The following is a 21,159-nucleotide window of genomic DNA, read 5'->3' as shown; positions in this document are numbered from 1 at the left end:
AACCCTGAACGAAGGACCGCCATGAGCCGCATCGACTTCACCACAGCGACCCTGCCAGCACGGAAACGCATCGCGCTGATCGCCCATGATCACTGCAAGGAGCATTTGCTGAGCTGGGCCGAGCGCCAGCGCTCCCGTCTGGAGCGGCATGAGCTGATCGCGACCGGCACCACCGGGATGCTGCTCAATCAGCGCCTGGGCTTGCCGGTGGAGTGCACCGTGAGCGGACCGCTCGGTGGCGATCAGCAGATCGGCGCACGGATCGCCGAACGGCGGATCGATCTGCTGGTGTTTTTCTGGGACCCTTTCGAGCCGCAGCCTCACGACCCCGACGTCAAGGCATTGCTGCGGGTCGCGGCGGTCTGGAACATTCCGCTGGCAGCCAACGAGAGCAGCGCGGACTACCTGCTTTCCAGCCCGTTGCTGGATCAGCCGCACGCGCTGCGAATTCCCGACTACGGCAGCTATCTGCAAGGCAGGCAGTCAGCAGCCGACTAGATTANCGAATTCCCGACTACGGCAGCTATCTGCAAGGCAGGCAGTCAGCAGCCGACTAGATTAAGGTCTGTTCCCGTTTCGTACGCGTCCGCGCCGGAGCCTGCGTCCTCGCGCCTTGCGGAACGCCGCCCGGCCTGGCGACATTTGTCGCAGCAACGCGGAGTGCGACGAAACGGGAACAGACCCTAGTAGTCGCGCGGCGCCTGCTCCGCCAGGCTTTCGCTTTCATCTTCGGGCGTCTCGGACTCGTCAGGCAGGTCCTGGAAATCGGTCTTGAGGCCGGTTTCCATGTTGTCCAGCTCCATCAGCAGGCTGCGGAAACTGGTCTGCTCGCGCGGCTCCTGCTCGGCGACTTCGAGATCGGCGCGTGCCTGCAGCGCCTCGGGCACCGGCGCGTCTTCCACATCCGGCAGCGGTTCGGGCTCCATCTCGCGCAGCACCGCCAGCGGCGGCAGCTCGTCCAGGCTCTTGAGATTGAAATGATCGAGGAACTGCCGGGTGGTGGCGAACATCGCCGGCCGCCCCGGTACGTCGCGATGCCCCACTACACGAATCCATTCGCGCTCGAGCAGGGTCTTGACGATCTGGCTGTTCACCGCCACGCCACGCACGTCTTCGATTTCACCGCGAGTAATCGGCTGGCGATAGGCGATCAGCACCAGGGTTTCCAGCAGCGCCCGCGAATAGCGCTGTGGCCGCTCTTCCCAGAGGCGCCCGACCCAGGGCGAAAAGCGCTCGCGCACCTGCAGCCGGTAACCGCTGGCCACTTCCTTCAGTTCGAACGCGCGACCCTTGCAGGACTTGTCCAGTAACTCCAGCGCCTTGCGCAACAGCGCGGACGACGGCCGTTCGGTCTCTTCGAAGAGTTCGGCCATCCGCTCAAGCGACATCGGCTTGCCCGCCGCCAGCAAAAAGGCTTCGAGCAGCGAAGCAAGATCCTTGGGATCGGAAAGATTCAAGCCGGGCTACCTCATGCTATTCGGTTCTGGCGCGAACGTGGATCGGCGCGAAGGGTTCATTCTGCACCAGCTCGACCAGCGATTCCTTGATCAGCTCGAGCACGGCCATGAAGGTGACGACCACGCCGAGACGCCCCTCTTCAACGCTGAACAGCGCGACGAAGGGAACGAAACCGCCGCCCTTGAGGCGCTCCAGCACGTCGCTCATGCGCTCGCGGGTCGACAGTGCCTCGCGCGTGACCTGATGGCTTTCGAACATGTCGGCCCGCCGCAGCACCTCGGCCATGGAGAGCAGCAACTCTTCCAGGCTGACCTCCGGCAGCAACTTGCGTGCCCGTGCTTCGGGCGCTTCGAGGCGTGGGATGTGGAAGTCGCGCCCTACCCGCGGCAGCTCGTCGAGGTCCTCCGAGGCCGCCTTGAAGCGCTCGTACTCCTGCAACCGGCGAATCAGTTCGGCGCGCGGGTCGCCCTCATCCTCCTCCGCCTCGGCCGAACGCGGCAGCAGCATGCGCGACTTGATCTCGGCCAGCATCGCCGCCATCACCAGGTATTCGGCAGCCAACTCCAGGCGCACCGTCTTCATCAGCTCGACATACCCCATGTACTGGCGGGTGATCTCCGCCACGGGAATGTCGAGGATGTCGATGTTCTGCTTGCGGATCAGGTACAGCAGCAGGTCGAGCGGACCTTCGAAGGCCTCGAGGAAAACCTCCAGCGCATCCGGCGGGATGTACAGATCCAGCGGCAGCTCGTTGAAGGCTTCACCGTAGACCAGCGCCAGCCGCAGCTGCTCGCCTGGCTGGATTGCATCGGCCTCGGTCGGGGTTGGTTGCATGTGCGTTCCAAAAAGGGCCAGCGGCCTGTTAACGGTAATTCAAGCCCATGGCCTGCCGCACTTCTACCAGCGTTTCACGCGCTTCGTCGCGCGCCTGTTCGGCACCTTCGGCCAGGATGCTGCGGATCAGGTCCGGATTCTGCTCGTAATCCAGCGCGCGCTCCTGCAGGGGCGCCAGTTCCACCCTGATCGCATCGATCAGCGGTGCCTTGCATTCCAGGCAACCGATGCCGGCGCTGCGGCAACCCTGTTCAACCCATTGGCAGACGTCAGCGCCGGAATGCACCTGGTGCATCTGCCAGACGGGGCAGCGCGTCGGCTCGCCCGGATCATGACGATGCACGCGCGCCGGATCGGTGGGCATGCGCTTGATCTTTTCCTCGATCTCGGCGGGCGTGTCGCGCAGGTAGATCGAGTTGCAGCTGGATTTCGACATCTTGCCGCCATCCAGCCCGGATATCTTCGGCGCCTCCCCAAGCAGCGCCTGCGGCTCGGGCAACACCAGCTTGCCGCCGCCTTCGAGGTAGCCGTAGAGCCGCTCCTGGTCGCCGATGGTGATGGTCTGCTGCTCCTTGAGCAGCGCCCTTGCGGTGTTCAAGGCGTCGAGATCGCCCTGCTCCTGGTAGCTCTTGCGCAGGCTGACGTAGAGCTTGGAGACCTTCTTGCCCAGCTTGCGGATGGCCGCTTCGGCCTTGGCTTCGAAGTCCTCTTCGCGGCCATACAGGTGGTTGAAGCGGCGCGCCACGTCGCGGGCGAATTCGATGTGCGGCAGCTGGTCGGCACCCACCGGCACCACGCCGGCGCGATACGCCAGGATATCCGCCGCCTGCAGCAAGGGGTAACCGAGATAGCCGTAGGTGGCCAGGTCCTTGTGCTGCAGGTCCTGCTGCGATTCCTTGTAGGAAGGCACCCGCTCCAGCCAACCCAGCGGACAGACCATCGACAGCAGCAGATGCAGCTCGGCATGCTCCGGCACCTGCGACTGGATGAACATGACTGCCGAGCTCGGGCTGACGCCCGCCGCCAGCCAGTCGATGGCCATGTCCATCACGTTCCGGGAGATGTCCTCGCCGGCCGCGTGGTCGGTGGTCAGTGCGTGCCAGTCGACGATGGAGAAGAAGCACTGGTACTCGTGCTGCAACCTGACCCAGCTTTTCAGCACGCCGTGGTAATGGCCGAGATGAAGGCGGCCGTTGGGCCGCATTCCCGAGACGACGCGCCGCTGCGAATCCATGAAACTCAAGAAAGGTGTCCTTTGTCCGTTCGAGAAGGTGCCACTCAGGCCATGAAGGGTTGCGGATCGCCGCAGCCTACACGCAGCACCTCGGGCTCGCCATCCACCAGACTGATCACGGTGGATGCCTCGACGCCACCGTACCCGCCATCGATGATCAGGTCCACCTGATGCTCCAGGGCATCGCGCATTTCATAAGGATCACTCATCGGCTCGCTTTCGCCGGGCAGGATGAGGCTGACGCTCATCAGCGGCTCGCCCAGCTCGGCCAGCAGCGCCTGCGCGATGGGCTGTGCCGGCACGCGCAGGCCGATGGTGCGGCGCTTGGGATGCAGCAGCATGCGCGGCACTTCGCGCGTCGCGTTGAGAATGATGGTGTAAGGCCCCGGGAGGTGCGTCTTGAGCAGCCGAAAGGCCACGGTGTCGACCTTGGCGAACAGGCCCAGTTGCGACAGGTCGCGGCAGGCCAGGGTGAAGTTGTGCTTGTCATCCAGCTGGCGCAGCCGGCGAATGCGCTCGATCCCGGCCTTGTTGCCCATCGCACAGCCGATGGCGTAGGACGAATCGGTGGGATAGACCACCACACCGCCGTTGCGAATGATCTCCACCGCCTGCTTGATCAGGCGCGCCTGCGGATTCTCCGGATGGATCTGAAAGAACTGACTCATGGCAACTCCCTGTTCAGCGGGCAACAGATTCGCGAGGTTCATGTTCGAAACGTCTCCAGAGAGGCTGAAGATCTTCCGGCAAGGTGCGATAGAGGCCCAGCTCCGACCAGTCGCCCGGCGCATGGAAATCGCTGCCGATGCTGGCCATCAGGCCGAATTCGCGCGCCAGTATCGCAAGCCCGCCCACCTGTTCGAGCGGCTGCATGCCGTTGACCACCTCCAGCGCGTGCCCGCCGGCCTCGGCGAACGCGGCCACCAGGCGTCGCCGCTTGCTGCGCGTGAAATCGTACTGCCAGGGATGCGCCAGGCTGATCCAGGCTCCGGCGTCCCGCAGTGTCGCCACGGTCTGCTCCAGGCTCGGCCAGTGCTGTTTGACATCGCCCAGCTTGCCCGAACCCAGCCATTTGCGGAACGCTTCGGCGCGGTCGCGAACATGCCCGGCACGCACCAGAAACTCGGCGAAGTGAGGTCGTGCGGGCGCGTTACCGCTGTCACCAAGTTCCTGCTGCACGGCCCGTGCGCCTTCCAGAGCTCCCGGCATGCCTTTCGCGGCCAGTCGCTGCGCGATGAGTTCGGCACGGCTCCAGCGCCCTTCGCGCAGCTCGCCAATGGCCTGCTGCAACGCGGCGGCATCGCGGGAAAAACCATAGCCGAGCACGTGGATGGTCGCACCATTCCAGATACAGGACAGCTCGATACCATTGACCAGCCGGATGCCCAGCGCCGCGGCCGCGGCATGCGCCTGCTCCAGGCCCTCCAGTGTGTCGTGATCGGTCAGCGCCAGCAGCTCGATGCCTCGCGCATGGGCACGCTCCACCAGTGCTCGGGGGGCCAGGACGCCATCCGAGGCGGTACTGTGGCAATGCAGGTCGACAATCATCCGGAACAGGTTCTCCAAAGACGGCAATTCACACACTTCGACTGCCGGTAGCCGCGCTTCGTGCCACCCTGTGGCGGCAAATCGCATGGCAACGAAACAACGCGTGATAGCGTTTCGCCAAAAGCGCGGTTTGTTATTATGCCGACCCGATGCGGCATCTGGCTCGTCCCATGAAACAAATCGTCGATATCCGCCCGCTGGAGCTGGAGTTCGCGGCTGTTCATACTCGCCCAGACATTTCATCTCACCCATCAGCTGCGGCGCCAAGAACTGCAGTGACCAAGGAGTAACCATGCTTTACGCCATCATCGCTACCGACGCACCCGATTCCCTGGAGAACCGCATGGCTACGCGCCCGGCTCACCTGGCACGCCTGGAGCAGCTGAAGAACGAAGGACGCCTGGTACTCGCGGGTCCCCTTCCGGCGATCGACAGCAACGACCCCGGCACGGCGGGCTTCACCGGCAGCCTGGTCGTCGCCGAGTTCGAGTCGCTGCAGGCGGCCGAGCAATGGGCGGCAGCCGATCCGTACAAGGATGCAGGCGTGTACGCCGACGTGGTGGTCAAGCCATTCAAGAAAGTCCTGCCCTGATTCGCGCGCCCATCTGTCCGGCCGTAGGAATGGTCTACGGCCCCATAAGGAAATAGGAGTTCCGATGCGCCAAGGTTCGTTGTCCGTGCTATTCGCCCTGTGTCTGCTTGCGCCGACACTGCAGGCACAAGAACCCGATAGTCAGCCTGCGCCGGAGCCCGAGGCCGCTCCGCAGCAGCGCCTGGAGGTCGCTCCCCCGCAAGATGCCGTGACCCGCGAGACTTCTGCGCAACTGATACAGCTGCGCGAAGAGAACCAGCGCCTGAAGGCCCTGTTGCAACAGCAACAGGCGAACGCTGCGGCGCCGCTGCTGAATGACCAGCAGCAGTGGTTCGCGGTGGGCGGCGGTGTCGGCGTGCTGGGTTTCCTTTTCGGAGTACTGGCAACTCGCGGACGTCGCCGGCGTCAGTGGTTGAACTGAAACGGGAACGAGCGAGGCCATGAGCGAACTGCTGCTGATAGACGACGACCAGGAGCTCTGCGAGCTGCTGGTCAGCTGGCTGGCCCAGGAGGGCTTCGTCGCTCACGCCTGCCACGACGGCCAGAGCGCGCGGGCAGCGTTGCGCGAACTGAGTCCCGCTGCCGTGGTACTCGACGTGATGCTGCCCGACGGCAGCGGCCTGGAGCTGCTCAAGCAACTGCGTAGCGAGCACCCCAACCTGCCGGTGCTGATGCTGTCCGGCCGCGGCGAGCCGCTGGATCGCATTCTCGGCCTGGAACTGGGCGCGGACGATTACCTGGCCAAGCCCTGCGACCCTCGCGAGCTGACCGCACGGTTGCGTGCCGTGCTGCGGCGCAGCCAGCCGCCGGCCACACCCAGCCAGCTGGAGCTGGGCGACCTGCGTTACAGCCCGGCGCGCGGCGTCGCGAGCGTTGGCGATCACGACGTCAGCCTGACGCTGTCAGAAGGGCGCATCCTCGAAGCTCTGCTCGCCCAGGCCGGCGAGCCGCTGGACAAGCAGGCCCTCGCGCAGCTTGCCCTCGGCCGCAAGCTGACCCTCTACGATCGCAGCCTGGACATGCACGTCAGCAACCTGCGGCGCAAGCTGGGGCCCCACCCTGACGGTCGCCCGCGCATCATCGCCTTGCGCAACCGCGGCTATCTTTACAGTGCATAGGGGCCCGTTTCCGCTTCGGCACGGCCGCGAACGAAACTGAAACAGGCCCTGAACGGCTTTACCTTGCCTTTACCCAGCCCTGACCGCGGCTGACCTTGCGCGCCATACACTGGACTCATCCGATCACGACCCGGCGGCGACGAACCAAACCGCTACGAACCGCCCGGTGATCGGCATCCACACACAGGAGAAAACTCATGATGCGCAAGACCTTCATTGCCCTGATGTTCGCCGCCACCCTGCCCGCCGTCGCCATGGCGATGCCCGATGCAGGACAGCGCCACCATGGCGGCAAGCACGCCGCACCGCACATGTTCGAGCAGCTGGACCTGAGCAAGGAACAGCGCCGCGACATGCGCAAGCTGATGGGCGAGCAGATGAAAAGCCGCCACGAGATCACCCAGCGCTACCTGGACAAACTGCCCGAAGGCGAGCGCCAGGCCATGGCCAAGGAGCTGGCTGACAGCAAGGAAAAGACCCACCAGGACATCCGCAAACTGCTCAATGCCGAGCAACAGAAGCAGTTCGACGAGTTCCACAGCAAGATGGAAGCCAAGCGCGCCGAACGTGCCGAGTTCCTCAAGTGGAAAGCCGAACGCGATCAGAAGAACTGATACCAGCACCCTTGCCGGTCGGTGAGCCCCGCGGCCACCGATCCGGCGGCAAACGAGACAGACGACGCTGCAGCTCCCTACTAACCATCGATCCGGCCACGCCTCGCGCGTGAGCCGGATCCTGCCGTGGAGAATCCCGGTGCGATCACTGTTCTGGCGCATCCTCGCGACATTCTGGCTGGCCATCGCGCTGGTCGCGGGCCTGTCCATGCTCCTGGGCCAGGCGCTGAATCAGGACGCCTGGATTCTCAACCGGCACCCGGGCGTCAAGGATCTCGCCGAACGCTGGACCGAGGTCTACGAACGACAAGGCCCGCGCGCGGCCCAGCAGTTGCTGGAGCAGCATCGCCGCAACTACCGCATCGACATACAGGTTCTCGCCGAAAACGGCCAGCCGATCGTTCGCGGTACCTTTTCAGCCCGTGCCGCCGCCTTCGAGGCGCGCCAGCAGGACCAGCCTGGGCGACTTCCCTGGCGCCGTCTGACCGAGGACTACAGCAGTCCCACAACGGACGCCACCTATCTGTTCATGTATCGCATCCCCTACCCGGAGCTGCATGCCTGGCATCGCGGCAGCATGCTCTGGCCCTTCAGCGCCATCGCCATCGCGCTGGTGGTGCTGACCGGCTTCAGTCTGTTGCTGACACTGTCCATCACCCGGCCGCTGGATCGCCTGCGCAGCGCCGTGCACGACCTGGGGCAGACGGCCTATCAGCAGCATTCCCTGGCTCGCCTGGCCAGACGGCGCGATGAGCTGGGCGTGCTGGCCGGCGATTTCAACCGCATGGGCGCCCGGCTGCAGAGCCTCATCGGCAGCCAGCGGCAGTTGCTGCGTGACGTTTCCCACGAGCTGCGCTCGCCGCTGGCGCGCCTGCGCATTGCACTGGGGCTGGCCGAGCGTGCGACGCCGGTCGAGCGAGAAGTGATCTGGCCGCGCCTGACCAAGGAGTGCGACCGCCTGGAACTGCTGATCAGCGAAATCCTGGAACTGGCGAGACTGGATGCCGACCCCGGCGTCGCCAGCCAGGTCGACCTTAGACAGATATTCGCGCAACTCGAGGAGAATGCGCAGATCATCGCGCCCAACCAGCGCATCGACAGCGAACTGGAGCCTGGCATCGAGCTGTGGGGCTGGCCGGACGTGCTCGAACGCGCCCTGGACAACCTGTTGCGAAATGCTCTGCGCTTCAACCCCGAAGGCCAGCCGATCGAGCTACATGCAGCCCAAGACGACGAGGAACTGACCCTGAGCGTTCGCGATCACGGCCCGGGCGTCGACGAGGCGCACCTGACGCAACTGAGCGAGCCCTTCTTCCGCGCGCCGGGCCAGACGACTGCCGGGCACGGCCTGGGGCTGGCGATCGCACGGCGCGCGGCGGAACGTCATGGCGGACGGTTGCAGCTGAGCAACCATCCGCAAGGCGGCTTCATCGCCAGCCTGAAGCTGCCGCTGTCGCCGCCGAAAGGCAACGCCCGGAATCTAGCATCAGGCTGAACAGCACTCCGTTGCGAACCAGGCGGAACAAAAGAGACCGCTCTTGAAGCAGCCGTTTTCAACGGCGGTCAGACGCCACCATGCCATTGACTGACGAAGTCGCGCGGTTCCAGCGTGGGCGGCGTGCGCAGGCGCCCTTCCTCGGGCGTGCCCAGGTAGATGAAGCCGAGCAGACGCTCATGGGCCGCCAGCTCCAGCCCCCGGGCCACGTGCTCGTCATAGGAGAACGCCCCGGTACGCCAGACCGCCCCGAGCCCCTGCGCGTGCGCTGCCAGTAACAGGCCGTGGGCCGCACAAGCCGCCGCCAGCACCTGTTCGGATTCGGGTACCTTAGGATGCGACAGCAACCGCGCGACAACCACCACCAGCATCGGCGCACGCAGCGGCATCTTGCGCGCCTTCTGCAAGGCCTCTTCGCTGCAGTCCGGATCACTCAGTTTCAGCGATTCCACAAAGAGTTCGCCAAGGCGCTCGCGCGCCGCTCCCTGGATCACCAGAAACCGCCAGGGCCGCAGCTGCCCGTGGTCCGGCGCGCGCAGCGCCGCGCGAAACAGCAGATCGAGTTGTGCCTCATCCGGAGCCGGATCGAAAAGCCGGGTAACCGAGACACGGTTGAGCAACAGGTCGAGAGCGTCCATCCACTACCTCCAGATCGAATGGAGAGCATTCTAGGGTGTGTTGCTGCCGGACTGCGACCATAGCTCGTGGAAAGGGTGTGATTCACCTGGCGGTCCCTGTCTGCAACCGCCAAGTGAACAGGCGCAATGCGCCTGGCATACCGTCGTGACTCATCGGTACACCGGATGGCGGCGACACAGCTCCACCACCCGTTGCCGCACCCGATCACGCACCCTGGCCAGCTCACCGCCACCAGCCTCCAGCGCATCCAGCACGTCGCACAGCCAGCCGGCCAGTTGTTCGCATTCGCCCACGCCGAAACCCCGGGTGGTCACGGCGGGTGTGCCGATGCGCAGCCCCGAGGTGACGAAGGGCGAACGCGGGTCGTTGGGCACCGAGTTCTTGTTGGCCGTGATGTAGGCGTCGCTCAGCGCGGCATCCGCATCCTTGCCGGTGTAGGGTTTGCAGGAAAGGTCGATCAGCATCAGGTGATTGTCGGTGCCACCGGAGACGATGGTATAGCCGCGTCGGTGCAGCACCACAGCCATGGCGCGGGCGTTGGCCACCACCTGGCGCTGGTAGGTCTTGAACTCAGGTTGCAGCGCTTCCTTGAACGCTACGGCCTTGGCGGCGATGACATGCATCAGCGGACCGCCCTGGATACCGGGGAAAACCGCGGAATTGAGCTTCCTGTAAAAGTCCTCGCCCTGCCCTCTGGCCAGGATGATGCCACCGCGCGGGCCGCGCAGAGTCTTGTGGGTGGTGCTGGTCACCACATGGGCATGGGGCAGCGGGTTGGGGTATTCACCGGCCGCCACCAGCCCGGCGACATGGGCCATGTCCACCCAGAAGATGGCTCCCACCCTGTCGGCGATGGCGCGCATACGCGCCCAGTCCTTGTGCCGCGAATAGGCGGAGAAGCCGCCAATCAGCATCCTGGGCCGGGCCTCCAGCGCGATGCGCTCCATCTCGTCGTAGTCGATCAGCCCTGTCTTCGGGTCAAGACCGTAGGGCACGATCCGGTAATGGCGACCAGAGAAGTTGGATGGATTGCCATGGGTCAGGTGGCCGCCCTGGGCCAGGTTCATGCCCATCACGGTATCGCCGGGGTTGGTCAACGCGAGGAACACCGCCGCGTTGGCCTGAGCGCCAGCATGAGGCTGGACGTTGGCGTAGTCGCAGTCGAACAGCGCCTTGACCCGCTCGATGGCCAGGCGCTCGGCCACGTCCACGTTCTCGCAGCCACTGTAGTAGCGCTTGCCGGGGTAGCCCTCGGCGTACTTGTTGGTGAACACCGAGTTCTGGATGGCCATCACCAACGGGCTGGCATAGTTCTCGGAAGCGATCAGTTCTGCGTGGTCTTCCTGGCGGCATTCTTCGCGCCGGACCGCTCCGGCCAGTTCGGGGTCGAAGTCGGCAAGGGTCAGGGATATGTCGTACATGGAGAGTGTCGTCCTAGGGTCTGTTGCCATTTCGTTCGCGGCCGCGCCGGGTAATGTCTCTTCCTGCCGAAGCGCTAGAGCAGCATCGGCAGCCTGGTCGCAGGTTGGTTTCTGCATCATGTTGTCGGCTCCGCCTGCAAGGCCATGCCCGTCGTGGTCACACCACCCATCACGCTCGTCGACAACAGGCGAGCGACACGCAGCACGATGTCGTCGATCTGTTTCTCATCGCAGATCAGCGGTGGCAGCAGCCGGATGACGGTATCGCGGGTCACCGTGATCAGCAGGCGCTGCTCCTCCAGTGCCCGCCCGACCAACTCCTTGCAGTCCCTGTCCAGTTCGATTCCGACCATCAGACCCTGACCACGAATGGCGAGGACACGAGGATGATCACCCAGCGCCCGCTGCAGCCCGACCAGCAGGCGAGCCCCCAGCACGGCGGCACGCGCCGGCAGCTCGTCGCGCGCCAGGATGTCGAGTACGGAGCATGCCACCCGGCAGGCCAGCGGATTGCCGCCGAAGGTCGAACCGTGCTGTCCGGGCGAGAAAAGGTCGGCCGCAGCACCACGCGCCAGGCAGGCACCGATGGGGATGCCGTTGCCCAAGGCCTTTGCCAGCGTCACGACATCGGGCGCGATGCCCGCATGCTGATGGCCGAACCAGGCGCCGGTGCGGCCCATCCCGGCCTGGATCTCGTCGAGCATCAACAACCAGTCGTGCCGGTCGCACAGGGCCCGCAGTTCTCGCAGGTATTCAGTGCTGGCCGCACGAATGCCGCCTTCGCCCTGTACCGGCTCGATCAGCACCGCAACGATATCGGGCGACTGCGCTGCCGCACGGCGGACCGCCTCGATATCGTTGTAGGGCACGCGCAGGAAACCAGGCAACAGCGGCTCGAAGCCACACTGGTTCTCAGGGTTGCCCGTGGCAGAAAGCGTAGCGATGGTGCGGCCATGAAAGCCTTTCTCCATCACTAGGATCTTCGGCGTCGTTACCTGCCTGCGACGACCGTGCAGCCTCGCCAGCTTGAGGGCGGTTTCGTTGGCCTCCGCGCCAGAATTGCAGAAGAACGCCTTCTGCATACCGGCCAGCGCGCACAGGCGCTCGCCAAGTCGCTCCTGCCAGCCGATACGGAAGACGTTGGAGGTGTGCAGCAGCATTCCCGCCTGCTCGGCAATGACGGAGGCGATCTCCGGGTGGGCGTGGCCCAGGCTGGTGACCGCGACACCGGCGATGGCATCCAGATACTCCACGCCTTGTTCGTCCCAAAGCCGCGCACCGTTGCCGCGCACGAAGGAAACCGGCTGACGGGCGTAGGCGCGCATCAGGTGGGAGTGGGTGTGTTGCATGATGATGACTCCAAGGGGATCAGAAAACGACACGCGCAGCTTCGCGTCATACATGGGCTTTTGGTCTGGAGAGCCGCCTACGCCGGGGCGTCCGGTACTTCACCCGGCCAGTAGTGACTGTCCGGCAATGTGCGGGCACCGAAGATGGCCTGGCCGATGCGCACCACGCTGGCGCCTTCTTCGATGGCGATCTCGAAGTCATCGGACATGCCCATAGACAACTCGTCCAGCGCGATGCCGGCAGGTGCGCTTTGCCGCAGTCGGTCGCGCAAGGTGCGCAGCAACACGAAGCACTGGCGCACCCGTGCGGCCTCGCTGGAGAACAGCGCCAGCGTCATCAGCCCGCGCACGCGCAGCGCCGAGAACGCCGGCAGCGCCTGCACGAAGCCGGCTACTTCCTCGGGGGCCAGGCCGTACTTGCTTGCCTCGCCGGAGGTGTTGACCTGCACGAACACGTCCAGCGAGCGCCCTTCGATCTGCAGGCGGCGATCCAGCGCCGCGGCCAGGTGCAGGCTGTCCAGGGCCTGGAACTCGGCGGCAAAGCGCGCCACGTACCTGGCCTTGTTGGTTTGCAGGTGGCCGATGACCGACCAGCGCAGATCGGCCAGATCCTGCATGGCCTGCCATTTGAGATGGGCCTCCTGCACCCTGTTTTCGCCCAGCATCCGGCAACCCGCCGCATGAGCCATGCGCAGGCTCGCCTCGGGTTTGGTCTTGCTGACCGGCAACAGACGCACCCCTGCCGGATCGCGTCCGACGCGCTGGCAGGAGGCCTCGATACGTGCCCGAACCGCCGCCAGGTTGTGTTGGAAATCCTCGACGGTGATGGCTTCGGGATAGCGGCCGTGCCTGTCGTGGCTGGTCCCTGTGTCGAAAGGCGCGGGCATCAGTTCGCCCTCTTGTCGAGTGCAACGACGGGTTTCGACGCTTCCCGCGGCAACCGGCCATTGAGCACCGCGTAGGCCACCAGCCCGATCACCAAGCCCCAGAACACACCGCCGACGCCCAGCAGGGTGATGTTGGCGGCAGCTGCCAGGAACGTGATCAGCGAGGCTTCACGCCCCTTCACATCGGCCATGGCGCTGGCGAGGCTGCCACCGATGGTACCCAGCAGTGCCAGACCCGCCAGCGTGGTAATGAACGTCGCCGGGAACGCCATGAAGACCGCCGCGAGCGTCACGCCGAACACGCCCACGAGTATGTAGAAAACGCCTGCGGCGATGCCGGCGAGCCAGCGCTTGGACGGATCTTCGTGCGCTTCTCTGCCCGTGCAGATCGCCGCCGTGATCGCCGCGAGGTTGAAGGCATGCGAACCGAACGGCGCCATCAACAGCGAACCGAGGCCCGTGACGGTGACGATGGGATCGGCGCTACTCCTGAAGCCATCCGCCCGCAGTACCAGCATGCCGGGCATGTACTGGCCGGTCAGGGTGATCAGGAACAGCGGCAAGGCCAGGCTCAGCAATGCACTGAGCGAGAACGCCGGCAGGGTGAAGACGGGAGCGGCGAGCGTCAGTTGCAGCCCCGAAAGATCGACACGCCCCTGGATCAGCAGAAAGGCCAGCCCCAGCACCAGGATGCCGACCACGGCGTAGCGCGTGGTAAGGCGCTTGAGCACCACATAGGCGACGATCAGCAAGCCGGCCAGCCATGGGTCGATGCTCATCCCGCCGAAGGCGCCGATGCCGAACTGCAGCAGGATGCCGGCCAGCAATCCGGCGGCTACACCCGGCGGGATCAGCCGGATGACCTTTTCGAAGTAGCCTGACATTCCAAGCAGCACGAAAGCGACCGCCGAGATCATGTATGCGCCCACCGCCTCGGCGTAGGGCGTGGTCGCCAGCGCCGTCACGAGAAACGCCGCCGCCGGCGTGGACCAGGCGGTGATGATGGGCTCGCGGGACGCCCAGCTCAGAAGGATGCCGGTAATCCCCACGCCGATCGAAATCGACCACACCCAGGATGCCGTCGACTCCGGGCTCAGCCCCGCCGCCCTGGCTGCCTGGAATACCAGAATGAAGGTGCCGCCGTAATTGACGATGACCGAGATCAGACCGGCCACGACGGGGTGAGTCAGATCGCGCAAGCGAACGGATGAGGGTGAGTGAGATGACATGGGCGGCACGCGACTCCTGAACGATCTGGTTGACCTGGCTGTGAACGGTTTTATAGCGTTTAAATGGATGGTTGTTCCCCACCACTTCTTCGAAGAGATACCAGCCAATTGTTCAAGCATGCCCAACTCGAAACCGTCAAAGCCTGGATCGGCGACGCGGCCCACGGTGCCTTGCCGCTGCATGCGCGTGTCCAGCGGGCCATCCGGCAACTGATCCTCGACGGTGTGCTCGACGTAGGCAGGCCGCTGCCCTCTTCACGCGCACTGGCCAAGTCGCTGGATGTTTCCCGGGATACGGTGGAGGCGGCGTACAGCCAGTTGCATGCGGAAGGCTTCATCGAGCGGCGCGTAGGCAGCGGCAGTTTTGTGTCGGAGCGGGCGCAGCGGCTGCCAAGGCGTGCGGTGGCAAAGCGTGCGGGATCTGCCGAAGACGCGCTGCCGCTCAGTCGACGCGGCAGCATCCTGTTCCAGGGCGGTGGTGTGCGCGACTTCCTGATGTCGCGACCTTTCGCCCCCGGCGTGCCAGAAACGCGCGGCTTTCCGCTACAGATCTGGGAGCGGCTGGGGCGGCAGGTGTTGAAGGAACATGGCACCTCGGCCTTGCTGCACAGCCCGCCGCAGGGCATGGAGCCACTGCGGCGCGCCATCGCGGACTACGTAAATCTCGAGCGCGGCGCACGCGCCACCCCCGAACGCGTACTGGTGCTGACCAGCTCTCAGCAGGCCCTGACCCTGTGCGCCACGGTGCTGCTGGATGCCGGGGACCGGATCTTCATCGAAGACCCCGTGTACCACGGGGCGCGCAAGGCGTTCGACGCCGCCGGCCTGGAATGCGTGCCGGTGCCGCTGGATGCCGATGGCATGCGGCTGGAGCACCTGCGCGAGGCCACGCAGCCTGCCAAGGCCGTGTTTCTGACGCCTTCGCACCAATTCCCCACCGGAGCGACGCTGGCACTGGATCGGCGCCTGGCCATCATCGAATGGGCGCAACAGGAGCAGGCCTGGATCATCGAGGATGACTATGACAGCGAGTTCCACTATGCCGGCAAGCCCACGGCCTGCGTGCAGGGGCTGGATCCCTACGAGCGGACGATCTACATCGGTACTTTCACGAAATCGCTGTTTCCCGGTCTGCGCATCGGCTACATGGTCTTGCCGCCGTCGCTCGTGGCACCCATGACAGTGGCGCGCACCCTGCTGGATGGGCATAGCGCGCCCATTCCGCAGCTCACGCTGGCGCGCTTCATCGAGGGTGGGCACTTTGGCGCGCATGTGCGCACCATGCGCGCCGTCTACGCCGAACGGCGCGATGTGCTGGAGCGGCTGGTGCGCCAGCATCTGGCCGACTTCGTGGAGCCAAGAATACCCGCCGGAGGGATGCAGATGCCTTGCGTATTCATCCGCGACATTCCCGAACGCGAGGCTGTGGAATCCGCTCGCCGGGCGGGAATCGACCTGCTGGGACTGACAGGGCTGCATGCATCGAGTCGGCACGAAGCGGGCTTCCTGATGGGGTTCGCCGCGCACGCCCCGAATGAGCTGGAAGTCGCCGTCAAAAAACTCGCGGACGTGCTGCATCGGCTAAGACGCTAGGGTTTGTTGCCGATCAGGCCACCCGGTCCGGACTCAGATGCGGCTGCAAAGGCGGCGTCAGCGGCGGCAATCCGTGGGCGGCGCGCGCCGCATCGCAATGCGCATTGTGCTGGCCGTCGGCCCACGACGCTTCGAACTCGCGGCAGGTACTCGAGCGTTGCTCGTACAACGTGCAGCGCACGCCGCAACCGATGTCGCCCATCAGGCCGACGCAACGAGCCGGCTTGGCCTCGGTGCCGCGCATGGCGACGTGAAAAGGGCTGACCTGGACCGTCGCATTGTCCGGAACCGTTCCGCCGGACGAAACGCATTCACCCCAGAAGAAAGACACACGAAAGTACGCGCAGCAGGCACCGCACGTGAGGCAGGGATTATCGATGGACATGGAGGTCACGCTCAGATACCGGATCGAACCGGCGAGCGGCCATTTTATTCATCGCCTGCGCCTTGGGAAGAGGGCTGCGGCCGCGCACCGAGAAAAATTTCGGCGGATCTGCCGAGCGGTTTACTAACATCGCGCAGGGAGTAGAATGTCGGGCCTCATTTTGAGCCGAGCATCACCAGAACATGGCCCTGCCGACGCTGCGCATCATCGGTTTCATCCTCGGCATTTTCCTCATCACCCTCGCCGTGAGCATGGTCATTCCGATGTTCACGTTGCTGGCGTTCGAGCGCACGGATGATCTGCAAGCCTTCATCTGGGCGAGCCTGATCACCTTCGGCTCCGGCTTCGCCCTGGTCGCGCCGGGAAGACCGACCAATACCAACCTGCGCCCGCGCGACATGTATTTCCTGACGACCATCAGTTGGGTCACGGTGTGCTGCTTCGCGGCGTTGCCGCTGATGCTGGTCCAGCACATCAGCTATACCGACGCCTTCTTCGAAACCATGTCGGGCATCACCACCACGGGCGCAACGGTACTTTCCGGTCTGGACAGCGCCTCGCCGGGGCTGCTGATATGGCGCTCGCTGCTGCACTGGCTCGGCGGCATCGGCTTCATCGGCATGGCGGTGGCGATTCTGCCGTTGCTGCGGGTCGGTGGCATGCGCCTGTTCCAGACCGAGTCGTCCGACTGGTCGGAAAAGGTCATGCCGCGCTCGCACATGGTGGGCAGGTATCTCTTGGCGATCTACTTGTCTTTCACCCTGGCCGCGTTCATTGCGTTCTGGCTGTCGGGAATGGGCGGCTTCGATGCGCTCAACCATGCGATGTCCACCGTAGCGACAGGTGGCTTTTCCACCTCCGACGCCTCCCTGGGCAAATTCGGCCCTGCATCGCATTGGGTGGCGATCGTCTTCATGGTGCTCGGCAGTCTGCCGTTTACCCTGTACATCGCCACGGTGCGGGGCAATCACAAGGCACTGCTCGTCGACCAGCAGGTGCGCGGTTTCATATTGACGCTGATCGTCACCAGCCTGCTGTTCACAGCTTGGTACTGGTTCAATCACGACGAAGGGCTGCTCGATTCCTTGCGCATCGTGACTTTCAGCGTCGTTTCGGTGGTCACTACGACAGGCTATGCAGTCAACGATTACACCCAATGGGGTGGCTTTGCGGTAATGGTGTTTTTCTACCTGACCTTCATCGGCGGCTGTTCGGGCTCCACCACCGGAGGCTTGAAGATTTTTCGCTTCCAGGTGGCCTACTCGCTGTTGCGCGCTAACTTCAAGCAGCTGATCCATCCACGCGCGGTGATCCGTCAGCAATACAACGGCCACAACCTTGACGAGGAAATCGTCCGTTCGATTCTCACATTCTCTTTTATCATCGCCATAACCATCGGCGTGCTGGCTCTATGCCTGACGCTGCTGGGCCTCGATCCGATAACCGCCCTTACCGGCGCTGCCACCGCCGTGTGCAACGTCGGACCAGGCCTGGGCAATATCATCGGGCCAGCCGGCAATTTCTCTACCTTGCCGGACACCGCCAAGTGGCTGCTGTCGGTGGGCATGCTACTCGGGCGCCTGGAAATCATCACCGTCCTGGTGCTATTGACCCCGGCATTCTGGCGGCACTAACCGTCAGTCCTGGCCGATGTCCTCATTCCAGACCTGTGGATGGCTGGCGATGAAGCGACGCATCATCGCCACGCAGCTCGGATCGTTGAGCACTTCGACCTCTACTCCACGCCCACGCAACAGCAGCTCCTCACCGAGGAAGCTCTGGTTTTCACCGATGATCACCTTCGGGATCCCGTACAGCAGGATCGCCCCACTGCACATCGCGCACGGCGAGAGCGTGGTGTAGAGCACCGACTCGGCGTAGACGCTCGCCGGTTGTCTGCCGGCGTTCTCGAATGCGTCCATCTCGCCATGGAGAATGGCACTGCCCTGCTGCACGCGGCGGTTGTGACCGCGCCCGATGATCCTGCCCCGATGGACGATGACCGAGCCGATGGGAATACCACCCTCGGCCAGTCCCTTCTCCGCCTCGGCAATGGCGGCTTGCATGAAAGCATCCATGGATTCGCTCCGTTGTGATTGGCGCTGCCCACCGCGGGCTCAGCCCTTGCTGGAATCTTTCTCGAAAACACGGCCGCCAACGGTCACCACCGCCAGTATCAAGGCGCCGACGATGACTCCGAACAGCGCATCCAGCAAGGTGGGCAACAGACCGGACAGCAGACTGCCGATATAGGGCAGCGCGAGACTCTGCTCCGCGCTGCCCTCGATGAGATGGTGAATGGCCTTGAAGCCATGGGTGAGAATGCCGCCGCCGACCATGAACATCGCCGCGGTGCCGATCACCGAAAGCGACTTCATCAGCCAGGGCGCCATCCGCAGGATGCCCCGCCCGATCTTCTGGGCAGCGGCGCTGGCGCGCTTGCTCAAGGCCAGCCCCAGATCGTCGAGCTTGACGATGGCCGCGACCAGACCATACACGCCCACGGTGATCAGCACCGCGATACCTATCAGCACCGTCACCTGCTGCGTGAAAGGCGCCGCGGCTACGGTTCCCAGCGTGATCGCGATGATTTCTGCCGAGAGTATGAAGTCGGTGCGCACCGCCCCACTGATCTTGTCTCGCTCGAACGCCACCATATCGACGCTGGGGTCCTGCAGCGCCTTGCGCTGCTCGGCGTGCTGGCCCTCGTCCCGGTGCAGGAAGCGATGGGCGAGCTTCTCGAAGCCCTCGTAACAGAGAAACGCTCCGCCAAGCATCAGCAACGGCGTGATGGCCCAGGGCGCGAAAGCGCTGATCAACAGCGCGGCCGGCACCAGAATCGCCTTGTTGCGCAACGAGCCCTTGGCCACCGCCCACACCACCGGCAACTCCCGTTCGGCCTTGACGCCCGTCACCTGTTGCGCATTGAGCGCCAGGTCATCACCCAGCACCCCGGCCGTTTTCTTCGCGGCAACCTTGGTCATTACGGAGACGTCATCGAGCACCGAGGCGATGTCGTCGATCAGGACAAGCAGACTAGTGGCCAATTGACATACCTCGAGCACTATGAAGAAGTGGGCGGCAGCAAGCATCTGCCGCCTGTAGTTAAAGGCTATCGCGCCACACCACAAGTTCCGATGACCAACCGTACGTCACATCGTATGACACCGGCTGTCTGATTGCTCTAGACCGGCATTCTTCGGTTTGGCGCAATAGTGGCGACTTGGTTATGATCACGCGGCTGACGCGCTCGCTTAGATTACATGCCGATCGACGCACGAAGCACTGAACCGACCAAGGATCAACAAATGGCATCCGTCACAGGGGAACGGCGCAACGGTCTGGCCACCCGCCCATTAAGGGAATACTACTCTCGCGTACTCGCCTACCTGGTCGGCGCCGCCACGCTCGCAGCGGGCGTCCACTGTCAGTACTTCGCGATCGAACTGATCTGGATGGTGCCGTACACGCTGCTCTATCCACACTTCGCCTACCACCTCAGCTACCGCTTCAAGCGCAACCATCCCGAGCGGACCTCGCAGGTGCTGCTCAGCCTCGACGCACTCAATGCCGGTGCAGGCATCGTGCTGCTCGGCGGCGCGCTGGTGCCGACGCTGATGTTCCTGCTCACGCTGAGCTTCAGCGCACTGGTTACTGGCAGCTTGGGACACCTGCTGATAACGCTGCTGATGGTGCTCGTGGGAGTCGGGCTGACCAACCTGCTGGTGCCCTTCCAGCTGAATCTGGAGACACCGCCGCTGGTGGCAGCGGTCAGCATCCTGTTCACCACCACCTACGTCTGCATCACCGCCTACTTCGTTCACCAGCAAGGCATGCGCCTGGCCCAGGCACGTCGCGAAATCGAGACCGAGCAGGCTAAGGCCGCACGCCTGGCACGCAACCTGGCCAAGTACCTGTCACCCCAGGTGTGGGAGTCGATCTTCTCCGGCAAGCGCAGCGTGCGCCTGGAGACACAGCGCAAAAAGCTCACCGTGTTCTTTTCCGACATCAAGGGTTTCACCGAACTGTCCGAAGAACTCGAAGCCGAAGCCCTGACCGACCTGCTCAACAACTACCTCAACGAGATGTCGAAGATCACCCTCAAGTACGGCGGCACCATCGACAAGTTCGTCGGTGACTGCGTGATGGTGTTCTTCGGCGACCCCACCAGCCAGGGCGCCAAGAAGGATGCGGTGGCAGCGGTCTCGATGGCCATCGCCATGCGCAAGCACATGAAGGTGCTGCGCCAGCAGTGGCGCGCCCAGGGCATCACCAAGCCGATGGAGATCCGCATGGGGGTCAATACCGGTTACTGCACGGTGGGCAACTTCGGCGCCGATACGCGCATGGACTACACCATCATCGGCCGCGAAGTGAATCTGGCCAGCCGCCTGGAAAGCTCTGCCGAAGCCGGCGAAATCCTCATCTCCCACGAAACCTATTCGCTGATCAAGGACGTGATCATGTGCCGCGACAAGGGCCAGATCACGGTCAAGGGCTTTTCCCGCCCGGTGCAGATCTACCAGGTGGTGGACTTCCGCCGCGACCTGGGCGCGACGTCCAGCTTCGTCGAGCACGAACTGCCGGGTTTTTCCATGTACCTGGACACCAACGGCGTGCAGAACTTCGACAAGGAACGCGTGATCCAGGCGCTCAACCAGGCAGCGGACAAGCTGCGCGACAAGGTCATCATGTAGCATCGGCGTGCCGGTGATTGCGCTCCGAGGAGTGCCGAGCGAACATCGCATCCAGATGCTGACGAG

General features: G+C 64.1%; 22 protein-coding genes. 9 read left to right on the top strand and 13 right to left on the bottom strand.

All coding sequences use genetic code 11. The features are described from left to right. Nucleotides 1–21: 21 nt before the first annotated feature. Nucleotides 22–498 (top strand): methylglyoxal synthase, encoded by a 477-nt coding sequence (locus EA795_RS14055; protein WP_014853295.1) that lies wholly within the window; start codon nt 22–24, stop codon nt 496–498. Between the two features lie 185 nt (nt 499–683). On the opposite strand, the gene scpB is transcribed toward EA795_RS14055, so the two are convergent. The 5 genes from scpB to EA795_RS14030 are packed head-to-tail and all read right to left on the bottom strand — an operon-like array spanning nt 684 to nt 5,074. Continuing rightward, nucleotides 684–1,457 (bottom strand): SMC-Scp complex subunit ScpB, encoded by a 774-nt coding sequence (gene scpB / locus EA795_RS14050; RefSeq protein WP_058075098.1) that lies wholly within the window; start codon nt 1,455–1,457, stop codon nt 684–686. A gap of 16 nt (nt 1,458–1,473) precedes the next feature. Beyond that, nucleotides 1,474–2,292 carry a segregation and condensation protein A gene (locus EA795_RS14045; RefSeq protein ID WP_014853297.1) on the bottom strand — a complete coding sequence of 273 codons (819 nt, stop codon included), beginning with the start codon at nt 2,290–2,292 and terminating at the stop codon, nt 1,474–1,476. 28 nt (nt 2,293–2,320) lie between these two features. Further along, nucleotides 2,321–3,526, bottom strand: coding sequence for a tryptophan--tRNA ligase (locus EA795_RS14040; RefSeq protein ID WP_122077966.1), 1,206 nt, complete (start codon nt 3,524–3,526; stop codon nt 2,321–2,323). 44 nt (nt 3,527–3,570) lie between these two features. Next, nucleotides 3,571–4,194: an L-threonylcarbamoyladenylate synthase gene (locus EA795_RS14035; RefSeq protein WP_058075096.1), complete on the bottom strand. Its 624-nt coding sequence runs from the start codon at nt 4,192–4,194 to the stop codon at nt 3,571–3,573. A gap of 13 nt (nt 4,195–4,207) precedes the next feature. Next, nucleotides 4,208–5,074: a PHP domain-containing protein gene (locus EA795_RS14030; protein WP_014853300.1), complete on the bottom strand. Its 867-nt coding sequence runs from the start codon at nt 5,072–5,074 to the stop codon at nt 4,208–4,210. A 292-nt stretch (nt 5,075–5,366) separates the two neighbouring features. On the opposite strand from EA795_RS14030, the gene EA795_RS14025 reads away from it, so the two are divergent. The 5 genes from EA795_RS14025 (at nt 5,367) to EA795_RS14005 (ending at nt 8,893) form a co-directional block, all read left to right on the top strand. Continuing rightward, complete coding sequence (locus tag EA795_RS14025) at nt 5,367–5,666, top strand: YciI family protein (protein WP_122077965.1); 300 nt, start codon at nt 5,367–5,369, stop codon at nt 5,664–5,666. Nucleotides 5,667–5,730: 64 nt separating this feature from the next. Further along, nucleotides 5,731–6,087 (top strand): hypothetical protein, encoded by a 357-nt coding sequence (locus EA795_RS14020; protein WP_122077963.1) that lies wholly within the window; start codon nt 5,731–5,733, stop codon nt 6,085–6,087. Between the two features lie 19 nt (nt 6,088–6,106). Next, the gene (locus EA795_RS14015; RefSeq protein ID WP_065983120.1) at nt 6,107–6,784 is read left to right on the top strand and encodes a response regulator transcription factor; all 678 of its coding nucleotides are present in this window, start codon (nt 6,107–6,109) and stop codon (nt 6,782–6,784) included. Nucleotides 6,785–6,984: 200 nt separating this feature from the next. Beyond that, complete coding sequence (locus EA795_RS14010) at nt 6,985–7,398, top strand: Spy/CpxP family protein refolding chaperone (protein ID WP_058075115.1); 414 nt, start codon at nt 6,985–6,987, stop codon at nt 7,396–7,398. 139 nt (nt 7,399–7,537) lie between these two features. After that, nucleotides 7,538–8,893, top strand: a complete 1,356-nt coding sequence (locus EA795_RS14005; protein ID WP_058076991.1) for a sensor histidine kinase — start codon at nt 7,538–7,540, stop codon at nt 8,891–8,893. A 68-nt stretch (nt 8,894–8,961) separates the two neighbouring features. Here the strand turns inward: EA795_RS14005 and EA795_RS14000 are convergent, their stop codons facing one another. The 5 genes from EA795_RS14000 to EA795_RS13980 all read right to left on the bottom strand — a co-directional run bounded on the left by EA795_RS14000 (nt 8,962) and on the right by EA795_RS13980 (nt 14,418). Then, on the bottom strand, nt 8,962–9,531 hold the full coding sequence (locus tag EA795_RS14000) for a nitroreductase family protein (protein WP_058076990.1): 570 nt from the start codon (nt 9,529–9,531) through the stop codon (nt 8,962–8,964). Between the two features lie 150 nt (nt 9,532–9,681). Beyond that, nucleotides 9,682–10,953, bottom strand: a complete 1,272-nt coding sequence (gene glyA, locus EA795_RS13995) for a serine hydroxymethyltransferase (protein WP_122077962.1) — start codon at nt 10,951–10,953, stop codon at nt 9,682–9,684. A 116-nt stretch (nt 10,954–11,069) separates the two neighbouring features. Further along, nucleotides 11,070–12,302 (bottom strand): aspartate aminotransferase family protein, encoded by a 1,233-nt coding sequence (locus tag EA795_RS13990; protein ID WP_122077960.1) that lies wholly within the window; start codon nt 12,300–12,302, stop codon nt 11,070–11,072. 77 nt (nt 12,303–12,379) lie between these two features. Continuing rightward, nucleotides 12,380–13,189, bottom strand: coding sequence for a YggS family pyridoxal phosphate-dependent enzyme (locus tag EA795_RS13985; protein WP_122077958.1), 810 nt, complete (start codon nt 13,187–13,189; stop codon nt 12,380–12,382). After that, on the bottom strand, nt 13,189–14,418 hold the full coding sequence (locus EA795_RS13980) for a benzoate/H(+) symporter BenE family transporter (protein ID WP_122077956.1): 1,230 nt from the start codon (nt 14,416–14,418) through the stop codon (nt 13,189–13,191). The genes EA795_RS13985 and EA795_RS13980 overlap by 1 nt, the downstream gene beginning before the upstream one ends. A 108-nt stretch (nt 14,419–14,526) precedes the next feature. Between EA795_RS13980 and pdxR the strand changes: the two genes are divergently transcribed. Continuing rightward, nucleotides 14,527–16,011: a MocR-like pyridoxine biosynthesis transcription factor PdxR gene (gene pdxR, locus EA795_RS13975; protein WP_122077954.1), complete on the top strand. Its 1,485-nt coding sequence runs from the start codon at nt 14,527–14,529 to the stop codon at nt 16,009–16,011. 13 nt (nt 16,012–16,024) lie between these two features. Here pdxR and EA795_RS13970 read toward each other — a convergent pair whose 3' ends face one another. After that, nucleotides 16,025–16,396: a YkgJ family cysteine cluster protein gene (locus EA795_RS13970; RefSeq protein WP_065983123.1), complete on the bottom strand. Its 372-nt coding sequence runs from the start codon at nt 16,394–16,396 to the stop codon at nt 16,025–16,027. A 182-nt stretch (nt 16,397–16,578) separates the two neighbouring features. On the opposite strand from EA795_RS13970, the gene EA795_RS13965 reads away from it, so the two are divergent. Further along, nucleotides 16,579–18,030 (top strand): TrkH family potassium uptake protein, encoded by a 1,452-nt coding sequence (locus EA795_RS13965; RefSeq protein WP_122077952.1) that lies wholly within the window; start codon nt 16,579–16,581, stop codon nt 18,028–18,030. A gap of 3 nt (nt 18,031–18,033) precedes the next feature. Here the strand turns inward: EA795_RS13965 and EA795_RS13960 are convergent, their stop codons facing one another. Together EA795_RS13960 and EA795_RS13955 are read right to left on the bottom strand one after the other, a co-directional pair. Beyond that, nucleotides 18,034–18,474, bottom strand: coding sequence for a nucleoside deaminase (locus EA795_RS13960; RefSeq protein WP_014853314.1), 441 nt, complete (start codon nt 18,472–18,474; stop codon nt 18,034–18,036). 39 nt (nt 18,475–18,513) lie between these two features. After that, nucleotides 18,514–19,443, bottom strand: a complete 930-nt coding sequence (locus tag EA795_RS13955) for a DUF808 domain-containing protein (protein ID WP_083237757.1) — start codon at nt 19,441–19,443, stop codon at nt 18,514–18,516. Nucleotides 19,444–19,704: 261 nt separating this feature from the next. On the opposite strand from EA795_RS13955, the gene EA795_RS13950 reads away from it, so the two are divergent. Then, a complete protein-coding gene (locus EA795_RS13950; protein ID WP_014853316.1) occupies nt 19,705–21,093 on the top strand; it encodes an adenylate/guanylate cyclase domain-containing protein in 1,389 nt (462 codons plus the stop codon). The last annotated feature ends 66 nt before the right edge of the window (nt 21,094–21,159 follow it).

Source organism: Stutzerimonas nitrititolerans, from assembly GCF_003696285.1.
Taxonomy (GTDB): domain Bacteria; phylum Pseudomonadota; class Gammaproteobacteria; order Pseudomonadales; family Pseudomonadaceae; genus Stutzerimonas; species Stutzerimonas nitrititolerans.
Note: the sequence above shows the minus strand (reverse complement) of the source record. Positions and strands in the feature narration are given on the sequence as shown.